The 14,545-nt window shown below is 66.9% G+C and carries 13 protein-coding genes and 1 riboswitch; of the genes, 7 read left to right on the forward strand and 6 right to left on the reverse strand.

Annotated features, from left to right (window positions below; all coding sequences use genetic code 11):
* Positions 1–104: 104 nt before the first annotated feature.
* The 3 genes from E3O06_RS05070 to hxlB all read right to left on the reverse strand — a co-directional run bounded on the left by E3O06_RS05070 (position 105) and on the right by hxlB (position 3,133).
* On the reverse strand, positions 105–1,535 hold the full coding sequence (locus tag E3O06_RS05070; protein WP_134501909.1) for an NAD(P)/FAD-dependent oxidoreductase: 1,431 nt from the start codon (positions 1,533–1,535) through the stop codon (positions 105–107).
* 267 nt (positions 1,536–1,802) lie between these two features.
* Positions 1,803–2,426 (reverse strand): 3-hexulose-6-phosphate synthase, encoded by a 624-nt coding sequence (gene hxlA, locus E3O06_RS05075; RefSeq protein ID WP_134501910.1) that lies wholly within the window; start codon positions 2,424–2,426, stop codon positions 1,803–1,805.
* A gap of 125 nt (positions 2,427–2,551) precedes the next feature.
* Positions 2,552–3,133 carry a 6-phospho-3-hexuloisomerase gene (hxlB, locus tag E3O06_RS05080; RefSeq protein WP_420898867.1) on the reverse strand — a complete coding sequence of 194 codons (582 nt, stop codon included), beginning with the start codon at positions 3,131–3,133 and terminating at the stop codon, positions 2,552–2,554.
* A gap of 113 nt (positions 3,134–3,246) precedes the next feature.
* On the opposite strand from hxlB, the gene E3O06_RS05085 reads away from it, so the two are divergent.
* On the forward strand, positions 3,247–4,110 hold the full coding sequence (locus E3O06_RS05085; RefSeq protein WP_134501911.1) for a response regulator transcription factor: 864 nt from the start codon (positions 3,247–3,249) through the stop codon (positions 4,108–4,110).
* Positions 4,111–4,295: 185 nt separating this feature from the next.
* A riboswitch (TPP riboswitch) is annotated at positions 4,296–4,404 on the forward strand.
* A gap of 18 nt (positions 4,405–4,422) precedes the next feature.
* Positions 4,423–6,069: a phosphomethylpyrimidine synthase ThiC gene (thiC, locus tag E3O06_RS05090; protein WP_277612241.1), complete on the forward strand. Its 1,647-nt coding sequence runs from the start codon at positions 4,423–4,425 to the stop codon at positions 6,067–6,069.
* Between the two features lie 523 nt (positions 6,070–6,592).
* Here the strand turns inward: thiC and E3O06_RS05095 are convergent.
* Positions 6,593–7,060, reverse strand: a complete 468-nt coding sequence (locus E3O06_RS05095; RefSeq protein WP_134501913.1) for a hypothetical protein — start codon at positions 7,058–7,060, stop codon at positions 6,593–6,595.
* A gap of 210 nt (positions 7,061–7,270) precedes the next feature.
* On the opposite strand from E3O06_RS05095, the gene E3O06_RS05100 reads away from it, so the two are divergent.
* The 5 genes from E3O06_RS05100 (at position 7,271) to E3O06_RS05120 (ending at position 11,189) form a co-directional block, all read left to right on the forward strand.
* Positions 7,271–7,459, forward strand: coding sequence for a hypothetical protein (locus E3O06_RS05100; RefSeq protein ID WP_134501914.1), 189 nt, complete (start codon positions 7,271–7,273; stop codon positions 7,457–7,459).
* Positions 7,460–7,495: 36 nt separating this feature from the next.
* Complete coding sequence (locus tag E3O06_RS05105) at positions 7,496–7,864, forward strand: hypothetical protein (RefSeq protein ID WP_134501915.1); 369 nt, start codon at positions 7,496–7,498, stop codon at positions 7,862–7,864.
* 144 nt (positions 7,865–8,008) lie between these two features.
* A complete protein-coding gene (locus E3O06_RS05110) occupies positions 8,009–8,956 on the forward strand; it encodes a BTAD domain-containing putative transcriptional regulator (RefSeq protein ID WP_241979877.1) in 948 nt (315 codons plus the stop codon).
* A 159-nt stretch (positions 8,957–9,115) separates the two neighbouring features.
* Entirely contained in the window at positions 9,116–9,841 is a 726-nt protein-coding gene (locus E3O06_RS05115) for a response regulator transcription factor (protein ID WP_166788108.1), read from the forward strand.
* A 76-nt stretch (positions 9,842–9,917) separates the two neighbouring features.
* The gene (locus tag E3O06_RS05120) at positions 9,918–11,189 is read left to right on the forward strand and encodes a sensor histidine kinase (protein ID WP_166788109.1); all 1,272 of its coding nucleotides are present in this window, start codon (positions 9,918–9,920) and stop codon (positions 11,187–11,189) included.
* Positions 11,190–11,243: 54 nt separating this feature from the next.
* On the opposite strand, the gene E3O06_RS05125 is transcribed toward E3O06_RS05120, so the two are convergent.
* Together E3O06_RS05125 and E3O06_RS17925 are read right to left on the reverse strand one after the other, a co-directional pair.
* The gene (locus E3O06_RS05125; RefSeq protein ID WP_241979879.1) at positions 11,244–11,972 is read right to left on the reverse strand and encodes a cupredoxin domain-containing protein; all 729 of its coding nucleotides are present in this window, start codon (positions 11,970–11,972) and stop codon (positions 11,244–11,246) included.
* Positions 11,973–12,070: 98 nt separating this feature from the next.
* Positions 12,071–14,422, reverse strand: a complete 2,352-nt coding sequence (locus E3O06_RS17925; protein WP_241979881.1) for a fibronectin type III domain-containing protein — start codon at positions 14,420–14,422, stop codon at positions 12,071–12,073.
* Positions 14,423–14,545 lie beyond the last annotated feature (123 nt).

Genomic DNA, 14,545 nt, shown 5'->3' on the forward strand with positions numbered 1-14,545 from the left:
TCCTCAGGCGGCCAAATCTTGCATGCGCGGCCGCTGCACGCACTCCTGGCCTGCCGGGGGCGCGTGCAGCCGTGCGCCGTCCGTGACCCCGCGTGCCCGAGTAACTAGGAGTCGAACCCCAGCCCCAGCGCATCGAGGGTTTTGAGCAGCGCATTGCGCTGTCCGCAGTTGTGGTCGGCCCGGTTGAGCGCCCAGCGCGTCACCTGAATTCCAGCGGATGCGATGGGTTCCGGCGGGAACGAAAGCGGCCGGCCCCGCACCATGGCCAGTTCAGTGCGTTCCGTGGTGCGGCCAGCCAGCTGGTCGAGCATGACCTGGGCGGCGAAGTGCGTGGCGCCCACGCCCAGGCCGGTGAACCCGGCCGCGTAGCTGATGCGCCCGTGGCGTGCCTGGCCGAAGAAGGCGCAGAACTGCGTGGAGGTGTCGATGGCGCCGGCCCACTTGTGGCTGAAGCGCACCCCGGCCAGCTGCGGAAACGTCGTGAAGAAGTGGCTCGCGAGTTTTTCGAAGGATTCCGGGCGGTTCTCGTAGCTGCTGCGCACCTTGCGCCCGTAGTGGTACACGGCGTCGTAGCCGCCGAACAGTATGCGGTTGTCGGCGCTCAGCCGATAGTAGTGAAACTGGTTGGCCAGGTCGCTCAGGCCCTGCCGGTTCTGCCAGCCAATCGAGGCGAGCTGGCTCGCATCGAGCGGTTCGGTCATCAGCACGTAGTCGTAGACCGGCACGGTCGCGAGTTTGTTGCGCTTGAGCAGCGAGGGGAACACGTTCGTGGCGAGGGCCGTCTTCTGCGCCGTCACGGTGCCGCCCTTGCTCACGACCCTGGTGCCCTGGGCGGCGCTGAGCCCGGTCGTGTCGAGGTTCTGCACGAGCGAGTGCTCGAAGATTTCGACGCCGAGATCGGTGGCTACCCGCGCGAGCTCGGCGGCGAGCTTGCCGGGATGCACGAGGGCATTGCTGCGCCGGTGCCAGACCCCGGCCAGGTAGGTCGGCGAGGCCACCTCGGCCTGCACGGCCGCCTGGTCGAGAAACACGGTGTTCTCGTCGGTCGACTCCTCGCGCAGCCAGTCGACCTGGTGCTGCTCGATCGCGAGGTCGATGGCTCCGGTGCGCTCGAAGTCACAGTCGAGGCCGAGGCTTGCCACCGCTCGCTCAATCCCGTCGAGGTTCTCCTGGCCCAGCGCGGTCAGCCGGTCGATCTCCTTCGGCCAGCGATTGCGGCCATTCTCCTCACCGTGGGTGAGGCTGGCCTCGCAGAAGCCGCCATTTCGACCGGATGCCGCCCAGCCCACCGTGCGCGCCTCCAGCAGCACCACTCGCGCCGCCGGATTCTGCTGCTTGGCGAGCACCGCGCTCCACAGGCCGAGGTAGCCGCCGCCGACGATCGCGAGGTCGCAACTCAGGTCGCCGGAGAGCCGGGGATAGCTCGCGCGCGGCGCGAGATCGCAGAGCCAGAAGGAGCTCTGCCGGGTGCCGGCGAGCGCGGCGGTCACGACGGATTGGGCGGGCCGGGCTCGGTCGAAAATGGTGCTGCTCATGCGGGGCGCGTCCTCTCGCGGCGACGATGCCGCCGACTGGTCTCGAGCGCCACCAGCCTAGCGGGGCCCTCCGACACGGCGGCGCGCGCATCCGTTCCAGAGCGGTTCGTGAGCATGTCCATTTTGGGACGGGGCCCGAGCCCCGTCCCAAATCCGACGCGACCAGGCTCGACTCGGAACGGATTCTGCGGACGGCGAGCGCCGGCATCCGCTCACGCAGAAGTGCCGCCCCGCAGACGCGGGACGGCACCGAAAGAGAATCGAAGGCTAGATGATCGCGGCGCGCAGGGCTGCGGCAGCGGCGGCCGGGTCCTCGGCGCCGTAGATGGCTCCACCGGCGACGGCGACGGATGCCCCGGCGCGCTGCACCGAGGCGATGGTCGCCAGGCTCACGCCACCGGCGAGCGAGAACGGAACCCTGGCGGTTTCGCCCTGGTTCAGAAGCGTGGCGAGTGAGAAGCCGGGCTCGGCCTGCTCGTCGAGTCCGGCGTGCATCTCTACGAACTGGGCGCCGAGCGCGGTGACCTCGCGGGCGCGGGTGACCTTGTCGGCGACGCCGATGAGGTCGACGACGATGCCCTTGCCGTGCTTGGTCGCGGCGGCGACGGCACCGATGATGGTGCTGTCCCCGGCCGTACCGAGCACGGTCACGAGGTCGGCGCCGGCGGCGAAGGCGATGTCGGCTTCGAGCTCGCCGGCATCCATCGTCTTGAGGTCGGCGAAGACGATCTTGTCGGGGTGTGCGGCCTTGATCGCGGTGACGGCGCGCAGGCCCTCAGCCTTGATCAGCGGGGTGCCGAGCTCGATGATGTCGACGTGCGGGGCGACCTGGGCGGCGAGCGCGAGCGCGGCGTCGGTGGTCAGTACGTCCATTGCTACCTGAAGCTTCATGGGTTCTACTTTCTGTTGGGGTGAGTGTCTGTTGGGGGTCAGTATTGTTGCGACCGGGCCCGGGCCCGGAGAGTGGGCCCATGATCTAACCTGGGCCCGGTTTCCGGGCCCGGGCCCGGAAACCGCTACTCGAGGTTCGCGTGACGCGGCCAGAGCTGGTCGGCCGTAAGGCCGCTCAGCTTCCAGAGCGTGTGGAACAGGGCGTCACCAACCAGCAGCACGGACTGTTCGAACAGGCCGCCCGAATACTGGGCCGACACCTGCCCCGCATGGTCCTGCTTGGCCGCCGCAGGAATGAGCACGGTCACCGCGGCGAGCCGCCCGAGCGTTGAAGCGGCCGCCGTGGTCAGTGCCAGAATGCTCGCGCCCACGCCGTGCGCCGTCTCGGCGGCACGCACTATGGCGCCCGTCGTTCCGGATCCGCTCGCGACCAGCAACACGTCGCCGGCAGCGATCGCCGGGCTGGTCACCTCGCCGACCACGTGCACGTCCAGGCCGAGGTGCATGAGCCGCATCGCGGTCATCTTGAGCGCCAACCCGGAGCGGCCGGCCCCGAGCACGAACACTCGCGGTGCCGCAGCGAGCAGACTCGCCGCATCATCCAGTGACGAAGCGGATGCCCGCAGCGCGTCGACGACGCGGCTGTTCTCGGCGAAAATGAGGCCGAGGGCATCCGCTGTTGTCGGGGTGGTTGTCATTTCGGTCATAGGTCAATGCTCCACTCTTTCGAGCGGGTATGCGGCCCGCCAAACGAACGGTTTAACTACCCAAACGGATAGCGATGGGCGGGCCTGGAGGATGGCTCGGATAGGCTGAGGGCATGACTTTCCCCGTCGACTCCACCGTGCAGGCCGCGCAGGCCGCGCAGGCCGCGCAAACCGCGCAGACCGCCCGCACCGCGGCCGCCGAACGCTCCAAACTCATCGCCGACCTCACCGATGCGCACGCGACGACGCTGGAATCGCTGCTCGCCGTGCTGCGCTCGGGCAGTACGAGCGACACCATTGCCCGGCAGAAGGCCACCGAACTGGCCGCCGCCGCGATGGTGGCCCTGCGTGCGGTGAGCGACCTCGATCGCAGCCTCACCGAGGAACCCGTGGCCCGCGCCTTCGAACGCCTCAAGAACGACCTGCGCCCGCTCGTGCGTTTTGGCGACCTCGACGTGCAGTTCATCGAGCCGCCGGTCAACGGGCGCGCACTGCCCGGCGAGGTCGCCCACGAAGCCCGGGCTATCGTGCGCGGCGCCGTGCTCGCCCTGGTCGAGCAGGCCGGCGTGGGCCGGGTGCGCGTGCAGTGGGACTGCGACGGCAGCAACCTGCTCATCCGCATTCGCGACGACGGACCGGGCGACCTCGACGCCGAGGTGCCGAGCGTGCGCCAGCTGGCCGCCCGCGTCGTCGCGCTCAGCGGCTCGCTCAATGTCGAGGCGACTGCGGGCTGGGGATCCGAGATGGCGGTGTCGCTGCCGCTCGACGCCCCGACGGCATCTGTCACTGCCGCGGCGGCCTGGGGCCTCAGCCCGCGCGAACGCGGCGTGCTCGAACTCGTCGCCTCGGGAGCGCGCAACAAGGCGATAGCCGAGGCGCTGACCATCAGCGAGAACACCGTGAAGTTCCACGTGGCCAACCTGCTGCGCAAGGTCGGCGCTTCGACCCGCGCCGAGCTGGCCGCCCTCGCCCGCTGAGCGGATGCCCCCGGTTCGCCGAACGGATGCCCCGCGCGCGTTCACCGCGCCAGCTGCCGTTCGTCGCGCCACCTATGTGTGGCGCGGTGGCCTACAACGGGCGCGGTGACCACGACTACGGCCCGCTCCTGCGGCCCGGAAAGCCCCCGGGCGCGCAACCCGCGCTAGGGTGGAGGAGTCAGAAGACACACAAACCACGGGAGCGCGCACCAGCGAGCTGAGAGGACGGCCAGGGCCGTCGACCGTTGAACCTGTCCGGGTAATGCCGGCGTAGGAAGTTCGAAACCAATGCGCACAAGTGACGAAACAACCATGTCCGAAACGATCACGACCGGCCCGATCCAGGGCAGCAGCAAACGCTACGAACCGGTGCCAGCCTGGCCCGGGCTGGAGATTCCGGTGCGCCGAGTGCACCTCAGCAATGGCGAACACTTCGACCTGTACGACACGTCCGGCCCGTACACCGACGACACGGCCACGATCGATCTGGAGAACGGCCTGCCGAAGACGCGGGACGGGTGGGAGCATCCGCTGCCCATCGACGGCGCCACCACCCAGCTGGTCTGGGCCCGTGCCGGCATTGTCACGCCCGAGATGGCCTACATCGCGGCGCGCGAGGGCGTCTCGGTCGAGCTCGTGCGCGACGAGGTGGCGCGCGGCCGGGCCGTCATCCCGGCCAACCGCAAGCATCCAGAGAGCGAGCCGATGATCATCGGTAAGGCCTTCACGGTGAAGATCAACGCGAACATCGGCAACTCCGCCGTGACCTCATCGATCGCGGAGGAGGTCGAGAAGATGGTCTGGGCCGCCCGCTGGGGCGCCGACACCCTGATGGACCTCTCGACCGGCAAGGACATCCACCTCACCCGGGAGTGGATCATGCGCAACTCGCCCATCCCGGTGGGCACCGTTCCGCTCTATCAGGCCGTCGAGAAGGTCAACGGCGACCCGGCCCTGCTCACCTGGGAGATCTACCGCGACACCGTGATCGAGCAGTGCGAGCAGGGCGTTGACTACATGACCGTGCACGCCGGTGTGCTGTTGCGGTACGTTCCGCTCACCGCGAACCGGGTCACCGGCATCGTCTCGCGCGGCGGCTCGATCATGGCCGCCTGGTGCCTCGCCCACCACGAGGAGAGCTTTCTGTACACCCACTTCGTGGAGCTCTGCGAAATTCTGCGCCGCTACGACGTGACCTTCTCGCTCGGCGACGGCCTGCGCCCCGGCTCAATCGCCGACGCCAACGACGAGGCCCAATTCGCCGAGCTGCGCACCCTCGGCGAATTGACCAAGGTCGCGAAGTCCTACGGCGTGCAGGTGATGATCGAGGGGCCTGGCCACGTGCCGATGCACAAGATCGTCGAGAACGTGCGCCTGGAAGAGGAACTCTGCGAGGAGGCCCCGTTCTACACGCTCGGTCCGCTTGCCACCGATATCGCGCCAGCCTACGACCACATCACGAGCGCGATCGGCGCGGCCATCATCGCCCAGGCCGGCACCGCCATGCTCTGCTATGTCACGCCGAAGGAGCACCTCGGGCTCCCCAACCGTGACGACGTGAAAACCGGCGTGATCACCTACAAGATCGCCGCCCACTCCGCCGACCTGGCCAAGCAGCATCCGCGCGCGCAGGAACGCGACGACGCCCTCAGTCGGGCCCGCTTCGAGTTTCGCTGGACCGACCAGTTCGCGCTCTCGCTCGATCCGGACACCGCGCAGAGTTTTCACGACGAGACGCTGCCGGCCGGCCCGGCCAAGGCAGCTCATTTCTGCAGCATGTGCGGTCCCAAGTTCTGTTCCATGCGCATTTCAGCGGATGTGCGGGTGTACGCCGCAGAGAACGGCCTCACCAGCCTCGAGGCCATCGAGGCCGGGATGGCCGAGAAGTCGGCCGAGTTCACCCGGATGGGCAGTTCGGTCTACCTGCCACTTCGCGTGCTCACGGGCGACGAGGCCTGATCGCTGATCGCGCTGCCGCCTGATCTCGCGAGCGGGCGCATCCGTTCACCGAACCACGAGCCCGGGGCCGGTTTTCACCAGGCACTCGCGGTTCGGCGAGCGCAGCCCCCGTCGAACTCGGGCAAGCAGGACGATACTGGGCGGCAGAATGACTCGCTCCAGGAGGTACTCATGCCGACAGACTTTGAGTTCCGTACGATCTGGCGCGTCGCGGGCAGCTGCGCCGAGGTGGCAGCGGCGCTGGCGAACGCGCGCGACCTGCCCCGGTGGTGGCCGGCCGTCTACCTGCAGGCCCGGCCGATCGAGTTCAGCCCGGCCGAGGGTGCTGGCGCGCTGTGTGATCTGCACACCAAGGGGCTGGCTGCCGTACACCCTGCGCTGGACGCTGGCGCAGACCGAGCCGCCGCAGCCCACCTTTCGGCGCCGAGCGCGCGCCGCCGCGCAGGTCGCGGCGCAGGTCGCAGCACCCCGGAACAGCGATGTCGAGCTGCAGTGGGGCCGCGATCGGGTCGGCGACAGACGGCTACTTGCTGAACAGACGACCGAAGAAACCCTTCTTCTTGGTCCAGCCGTTCTGTTCCAGAAACGCGAACAGGGGCGTCTTGATCTGCGAGGTCGAGAAGGAGTAGGCCAGAACGGGTGAGACCCCGTTCTTCGTCTTGTTGATCCCGCCGAATTCGAAGCTGGCCTGCTTGCTCGACGACTTTCCGGACGACGTGCTCGTACCGAAGGAAAGTCCCCCGCCGTTCACGGAGACGCTCGTTGAAGTCTGCTTCTCGGTGTAATCGTAGGTGCCGTCCTTCTCGTCGAAGGAGACGATGATCTTGTACTTCTTGTCGATCGCGGCCGCTTCGGTCGGGTACAGCGAGACAGCACTCACGATGTCCCACTGACCGACCAGGGTCTTGCCCTTCGCCTCGAAGGTATATGGTTCGCCGTCAATGTTGAGCGACGGAACGAGCGCGAGCAAATCTTTCACAGTGGTGGTCATGCCTTGAGCATAAAGTCGCTCCGGTCGTGGCCGCCCCCTCCCCTTCGGGGCTGCGTCACGTTCAGGGCTCGGTGAGCGGATGCCGCGGGAGTCGTCGCCGCGGGTATTCTCGAGGTACCAGTCGTCGCTCGGGGAGGCGTATTCGCGCAGCTTCTCGTCGGAAACGCGAGCAGCAGGCTTTTCCCATGGTGCCGGTACCAGAATTCCGCCATGACCCCCGCGAACGCGACGCTGCGCCTGGTGCGCCCCGACGGCGGCGAGAAGCACCCGGAGACCACGCGGCAGACGCGGCCGGGCACCACGCGCACCCTGTTCCAGCGCGGCCGCAAGATCCTGATTCCGCTGGCCGTCGCTTGGCTCGTGATGGCCGCCCTGGCTGCCGTGCTGCTGGTCACCTAAACGAAGCCGAGCACCCCGCTCGGTGACACGGCCGCCGTGCCCGGCGGGCTCGCCCGCATCAGCGCAGTCATACCGCTCGAAACCGACGGTTGGGTGCCGCCTCGCTCAGCCGACCGCCTCGCCGACCCCGCCGAGCCGGGCGCCCACCGCGTGCGCATCCTGCTCGAGCTCACCACAGCGGATGCCGCCGGCCTCACTTTCGACGCCGCCGACTACTCGCTGTCCGGCGTCGGCTCTCGTGCAACAGCGTTCTGGGTCGACCCGGGCCGGCAAGACACGCCGGCCGGGACATCTGTTCTGGCGACGCTGGTTTTCGAGATCCCGAACCGGGCGATCACCCTGGTTCTCGACGGCCCGCAGGGAGCGCGTCTGTCACTCGGCACCGCGCACCACACCGAGCCCTGACCCATCCCCGAAATTGGGGGTAATTCGCTCCTCCACACGCGGCTACCCCGGCTGGGAGCAACCGGGCAGCATGGTCGCATTCCAACTGTGGAGGTCGTCATGACAACCGGATTCGACACACGAGAACAGCCCACCATAACAACCATGGCCCACCTGACCGTGCACGTTTTCGGCAACCTGACCATTCGACGCGGGCCGGTCGTGCTGCACGCCCACCAGCTGGGCGGTCCCAAACCCCGTCAGATTCTCGAGATTCTGCTTGTGCATCTCGGGCAGCCGGTTTCCAAGGACCGCCTGATCGAACTTCTCTGGGGTGCCAGCGCCCCGGTCGAAGCTTTGCCCACCCTCGAAAGCTATGTGAGCGTGCTGCGCCGCCACCTGCAGCCCGGCGCGGGAAAATTCGGCCCACTCCAGACCACGACCGGCGGTTACGTCCTCGACCGCGACCTGGTCGAGGTCGACCTCGACCAGTTCGATGTCCTGCTGCAACGCGCCCAGAAGACCATTCCTGGCCTCGCCTACCCCTTGCTGCTGCGCGCCCTCGACCTCGCCAATGCTCCGCTGCTCGGCGACGAACTCGTGCCGGCCTGGGCGTCAGATGCGCGCGACCTGCACGCCGCACGACTCACCGGTGCCCGCATTCTCGCCTCGGAGACCGCCGCGGCGTTGCACCGCATGGATGATGCCCTCGAGTTGGCGAATCTGGCGCTGGCTGATGAACCGCTGAACGAACGAGCCTGGACGGCCCTAGTGCTCGGACTCGAAGCGAGCGGGCGCAACGCCGAGGGCCTGCAGGCCTTCGACCGGTGTCGCCACGCTATGCAGAACGAGTTGGGCTGCGCTCCTGGCCCGATTCTGCGGGCGGCCCAGCTGCGGCTGCTGCGCGCGACGGCCGACGGCGACGGCGAGCTGGCCAACGTGCTCTCGGCCCTGCTCATGTTGCACGAGCAACTCCGCCCGGCGCCCGCGACCGGGCCGGTTTCCCGGCCTGCCGCCACTACTTCTCCCCGACCAGAGCCGGTCGCGGATTCCCTCCGGGAGGCTACTGATGTTGTCACGTCATTTTTGCGACGCGCCGTCGCTCGCGCTTGAGCCGGCAACTCGCCGGCCCACATGCCTACCATATGGGGGGCAAAAGAAACAGTACTCGACAAAAACTCATATTGTACTGAAACTGGTGTCGCCAACCGGAACAGTGCCGTGCTGTCCGTCAACGTCGAGGCTTGGGAACGGGCAGAGAGGTCACCGCAAATGACCGCGCAGATGTCCCCTCGCGAACCCAGCGTGCAGGGCACAACAGCGACCGCGTCTTTGCCCCAGTCCACGACCGCACAGATTCGCATTCTCATCGTCGACGACCACACCACTTTTGCCGAGCTGCTCACCGGTTCCCTCAATCGTGAATCCGACCTCTGCAGCGTCGGCTCAGCCAATAGCGTGGCCAGTGGCATCACCGCATGCTTGGCACTGGTCCCCGACGTCGTCGTCATGGACTACCACCTGCCCGACGGCAGCGGCCTCGTCGCGGCCACGGCCATCCTTGCCCGCGCGCCACACACCCGCATCGTCATTCTCACCGGGGACCCGGCGCTGGAAGCCCTCGAACAGGCCGCCGCTATCGGTGTCTGCGCCTTCCTGCCCAAGGACGGCTCCCTCGCGACGGTGCTCGACACCCTGCGGCACGCGCGCATCGGCGGTTTCATCGTGCATCCCTCACTCGTGAGTCTGCTGAGCGCACGGCGTCGGCAGCACAGCGAAGACATCCCGTTTCCCGACCTGACGAAACGTGAGCTCGCTGTGCTCCGGCTCATGGGCGAGGGCTCCGACGTGCGGGCCAACGCCAAGGTTCTCGGCATTTCCGAGAACACCTGTCGCGGCTATGTCAAGGCCATCCTCGGCAAGCTCGGCGCTCATTCGCAGCTGGAGGCCGTCGTGATCGCGACCCGACTCGGTCTGGTGCCGGCCCAGCATGTCTAAGTGGGCACCAGCGCAGCCTCGAGCCAGCAGCAGCGACCGCGCCCGGTCGACAGAACGCTCCGAGGTTCGCGCCGCGGTGAGTCGATTTCTCGCGGTGGGCATATTCGCGATGGTTTTCGTGGCTGTACCGGCCGCCCTCTGGGTGCGTGAACTCTCCGAGCGTAACGCCATGGACAATGCCATCCAGCACGCCCAACGCCTTGCCGACTACTCCGTCGGGCCTATCCTTTCCGATGCCGTCCTCGCGGGTGACCCCGGCGCGACCCGGCGGCTGGATGAGCGGTTGGCCCCCCGCATCTCCGATGGATCGATTGTGCGCGTCAAGGTGTGGGATCCCGCAGGCCGCATTGTGTACTCCGACCTTCCGGAGTTGATCGGCCAGGAATTCACACTTCCGACCTGGGCGCCCGAGCTGCTCGCCGACGGTAAGGGGCGAGCAACCCTGGGGCTGCATAAGGACCCCGGCGACGAAAACGAGACCGAGGCCGGCGAGCTGGTCGAGGTCTACGTGCGCGCCTCATCGGCGAGCGGTGACCCCCTCATCTTCGAGGCCTACTTCAACGACGACGCGGTCCGCGACGAACAGAATGCTCTCGTAGTCGGCCTCATCCCCGCGTTCCTGCTGTCCCTCGGTGCCTTGCAGCTGGCCCAGCTGTTTCCGGCCGTACAACTGGCGCGGCGCATCCAGGGCCACCAATCGACCAAGCGCCAACTCCTGCAACACGCCATCGACGCGTCCGACCTGGAGCGCCAACGCATCGCCCGCGACCTGCACGACGACGTCATCCAGGATCTTGCCGGGCTGTCGTATGCCCTCGAGGCCGAAGAGCGGCACTCGACGCCGGAGAACCGTGCACTGTTCAGCCAGGCCAAAGCCATCCTGCAGAAAAACGTGCAAACCCTGCGGGCTATGACCACTGCGCTGTATCCCCCCGACCTCGAAGAGCTCGGCCTGCCGGCCGCGCTGACCCGCCTGACCGCACCGCTGCTCGAGCACGGCATCGAAGTCAAGCTTCACATTCCGGCCAGCTGCGACATCGACCGCGACCGCGCCGCCATGTTCTACCGAGTAGCTCGCGAGGTGCTCACCAACACCATGAAGCATGCTCACGCGGGCGTTCTTGAACTCACCCTCATGCAGGACGACGACCGGACCATCCTGCTCATCCACGACAATGGCTGCGGATTTGATATCTCTGCGGGGGCCCCCGACAATCACCTCGGCCTGCGCATCATGCGCGACACCATCCAGGTCGCCGGGGGCTCGCTCGAGGTGCGCTCCTGGATGGGCGGCGGCACCTCGGTCATGGCCACTCTCGAGCGGGTTGCTCCCGCTCGAGTGCGCTAGCCAGAAGACGGCGCCGCCGCGGCGGGAACAGGATCCACGCGGCGAAGGCCACGGTCACGCCCAGCACCGCCGCGAGGCCAATCGCGTAGACCGGGAATCTGCAACGACCTCGAAGCGCATGATCTTATTGGTGTTCACAAAGTTGACGTTGTTCTTGTTGCTCAGATTCTTCAGTTCGATCTTCTGCCCCACCCGATACTTGCGAAAGTCGATCAGAATCTCGTACCGCTCGGCGGTGCCGTGGCGCCAGGAAGCAACCGGCTGCACGATCGGAACCATGCCACCATCGGTCGCGACGATATAGACAGGGTCGCCGGTCGACAGGGTCGGGCGATAGGAGCGGGAGATCGAGGCGACCAGCACGCGAAAGCGGTAGATACGCGGCTTGACCTTCATAGTCGGCCAGGGAACACCGTTGACCAGGATGATGTCGCCGTAGAGGCTACTGTGCAGCCGGTCGTTGTATCCAAGCGATCCGTCGGCGTTGAACATGGCGTCGGAGATCATCAGCGGTACATCGAACTGGGCCTGGCCGAGTTTTTGGGTCAGCGCGTACTTGGCGAACGGGCGGTCGGGGTCACCGTCATCGAAGCCGGTCTGGTACGGGGCGAGCACGGGTGGGCGGCGAAAGACGCCGGCATCGGGCACCGGCATATTTGCGGGAGCTAGCAGGCTTTGGGTGAGCAGTGGCACGGTCGGAACGACATTGTCGTTGCCCTCCATGCCGGCCAGTCCGAGCGCTCCGAAGGCGCCGAGCTGGAGGACTTCCCTGCGTGATGTCATGACCTCTCCTCAAGGCTTTGTGCGTGTGTGGTGGTGCTGGTGGGACCGGCCGGCGACTGGATCCAGTCGCCGGCCGGGTTAAGCGGATCAGGTAGCTCTTAGAGCAGGGCTCCCGTCGTGAACGTCCAGGTGCTCGTCACCAGGGGGTTTCCGATCAGATCTCGAACGCTCGTGTTGCCACCGATGATGGTCACCCGGTACTGCACGTTCGAGGTCAGGGTTACCCCGGGGTTGATTGTCAGCACATTGGTGGTGGCGTTGAACGCCGCCGCCGATGCGACTACCGCTCCGGTGGAGACCCGGGTGATCACAACAGTGCTCGCGCTGACTCCGATGATGTCTTCACTGAAGAGCGCAGTCACGTTGGCGTTCCGGCGTACCCCGGTGGCTCCCGCGGCGGGAGTCCTCGTAGTGATCGTCGGAGCCGGACCGGTGATGAACGACCAGGTGCTGTCGGCCATCGTGTTGCCGGCCACGTCACGGATGCCCGAGAGGGTGGCCGTATAGGTGCGGTCGGTGAGCAGCGTCACACTCGGGTTCAGCGTCGCGACTCGCGTCGTGGCGTTGTACGACACCACTGAGGCAACCACCAGCGTGCCGCGCCGCAGCACAAACGTCGTGCCGCTAACCCCGGTGACCGGCTCACTGAACGTTGCCGTCAGGTTGCCGGTCGTGCTGACCGAACGAGCACCGGAGGCCGGCGTGCGTGCGATCACCGTGGGGAGCACGAACTCCGTGCGTGGTGTGACAACCACCGACTTGGCCGACACCGCGCCGAATGTCGTCCCTGTGACTGCGGTCACATCGAACCTGACCGCGGTGCCGTTGGTGAGCCCTGACACGGTCGCCAAGCGCAACGTCGGCCCGACCGTCGTCGTGCCCAGCACCGTGGTGCCAGTCCCGCTGAACCGCTGAATTCGGTACCCGGTGATTGCCGATGTCGCCGCGTTAGCTGGCGCCGTCCATGGGATCGTGGCTGAGGCGTTTCCGGCCGTAACGGTCCCGATCGTAGGGGCACCTGGTACCGTGACGGGGACAGCAGGGGTGACCGTGTTGGAGGCAGCCGAAGGCAAGCTGGGGCCGATAATGTTCACCGCGGTCACCGTAAAGGTGTAGGGCGTGCCGTTAGCGAGTCCGCTGATCACGGCGCTTCCTGCGGTACCAGAAACCAGGGGGATGGTTCTGACCACAACGCCTCCAGTGCTGGCCGTGACAGTGAAGCTGTCAACCACGCCCGCAGGTCTGGTCCAGTTCACCGTCGCTGAAGTGTTCCCAGCCGTTGCGGTGCCAATCGTTGGCGCGCCGGGGGCTGTGGTCGGCAGCGGGGACGGCGTTATGGGACCGCCCGTGCCCACGGAACCCGGTCCAGCGGTGCTGGTGGCGTTCACGTGAATGGTGTATGCGGTGCCGTTGGTTAGGCCCGTGATGGGCGCCGAGAGGGCAGCGGCCCCGACGGTTCGGCGGAAGATGGCGGCGTTGGGGTCACCGGCGGTTTGTACCTCCACCACGTAGCCCGTCACCGGGGAACCGCCAGGGATGGTGGTCGCCGCGTCCCAGGTAGCGGTGAGGGAGGCGTCCCCGGGAATCCCGCTGACGTTGGCAGGAGCGTTGGGTGGAGTACTGCTCGGACCCTGCGGGCAGCCGCCCATCCCGGGGCCGCCGGTCAGGCCGAACTCAGCGATTGTCACCCCGAGCCGGTTGCCCGCCAGGTCGGTGCCCATCCAAGACATCGCGCGCTTCTCGCCCGCAGCCGCAATGTCTGCGCTGCTGGCCAGGTCGAAGTTATAAGTCGCGGTGAATGTGGTTGCGGTGAACTCCAGACTTGAGGAGTAACCGCCGTTGGCGGCGGGCGTGAGAGGTCCGGGGAGAGCGCGCACATCCCGCTTGCCAACGTCGGTCGAGACCAGGAGGGGCTCGATGATCCGCTGCTCCATCTGGCCAGGAACTGCAGCCGGTCCCCCGGGAGCGTTTAGAGTGCCGTTGACGACGACCTGAGTTGTGCCGGGAGTGTGGGTGGAACCTGTGACTGTGGGGCTTTGTATCACGGCCGAGTCGGCGCTGACGCCGTTGAACGCCACCGTGACTTCATCACCTGGCAGGATGTCCGGCGTCACGTTGGGGGCACCCGCACCGGTGCCCCAGCAGACCCCACCCGGGTGGTTGGCCTCGAGCGCTGGAGAGCCGGCGGAGACGAGTCCCTCAGCGCGTCCGGTAACAACGCCGCCCCGGTCAACCGTGATTGTGGCGAGTTGGCCGACCCTGTCCTGGTAGCCGTCGATCGACACGAAGTCGCGGTTGGGGAAGATGGTGATGCCGTTTGGGAAGGCTGGAGGTGTCGCAGCGTAAGCCGGAGCAGCCAGGGGCAGCAAGGCGATTGCCAGGATGCCTGCGATCGCCGTACCGGCTCGGGTGCGCCCCCGGCGGTATTTGGTGGGACTAGTCCCATCCATATTTGACCGTGTTTCCATCATGATGCGCTCCAAACTAGGCCGCCTGAGGCAGCGATCAGCAAGGTCCTGACATTCCTAGGCCCGGGCGTCCCGAGACTGGGACGCCTTGACATCTTCCTGACC

The organism is Cryobacterium glaciale (assembly GCF_004402535.1).
GTDB lineage: Bacteria > Actinomycetota > Actinomycetes > Actinomycetales > Microbacteriaceae > Cryobacterium > Cryobacterium glaciale.

Excerpts from the sequence above, each read along its gene's own strand:
- hxlB (WP_420898867.1), bottom strand. The coding sequence starts at position 3,133 with ATGACCGAAATGACAACCACCCCGACAACAGCGGATGCCCTCGGCCTC.
- E3O06_RS05100 (WP_134501914.1), top strand. The coding sequence starts at position 7,271 with ATGACCCCCGCGAACGCGACGCTGCGCCTGGTGCGCCCCGACGGCGGC.
- E3O06_RS05095 (WP_134501913.1), bottom strand. The coding sequence starts at position 7,060 with ATGACCACCACTGTGAAAGATTTGCTCGCGCTCGTTCCGTCGCTCAAC.
- E3O06_RS05125 (WP_241979879.1), bottom strand. The coding sequence starts at position 11,972 with ATGACATCACGCAGGGAAGTCCTCCAGCTCGGCGCCTTCGGAGCGCTC.
- E3O06_RS05115 (WP_166788108.1), top strand. The coding sequence starts at position 9,116 with ATGACCGCGCAGATGTCCCCTCGCGAACCCAGCGTGCAGGGCACAACA.
- E3O06_RS05110 (WP_241979877.1), top strand. The coding sequence starts at position 8,009 with ATGGCCCACCTGACCGTGCACGTTTTCGGCAACCTGACCATTCGACGC.
- thiC (WP_277612241.1), top strand. The coding sequence starts at position 4,423 with ATGTCCGAAACGATCACGACCGGCCCGATCCAGGGCAGCAGCAAACGC.
- hxlA (WP_134501910.1), bottom strand. The coding sequence starts at position 2,426 with ATGAAGCTTCAGGTAGCAATGGACGTACTGACCACCGACGCCGCGCTC.
- E3O06_RS05085 (WP_134501911.1), top strand. The coding sequence starts at position 3,247 with ATGACTTTCCCCGTCGACTCCACCGTGCAGGCCGCGCAGGCCGCGCAG.
- E3O06_RS05070 (WP_134501909.1), bottom strand. The coding sequence starts at position 1,535 with ATGAGCAGCACCATTTTCGACCGAGCCCGGCCCGCCCAATCCGTCGTG.
- E3O06_RS17925 (WP_241979881.1), bottom strand. The coding sequence starts at position 14,422 with ATGGATGGGACTAGTCCCACCAAATACCGCCGGGGGCGCACCCGAGCC.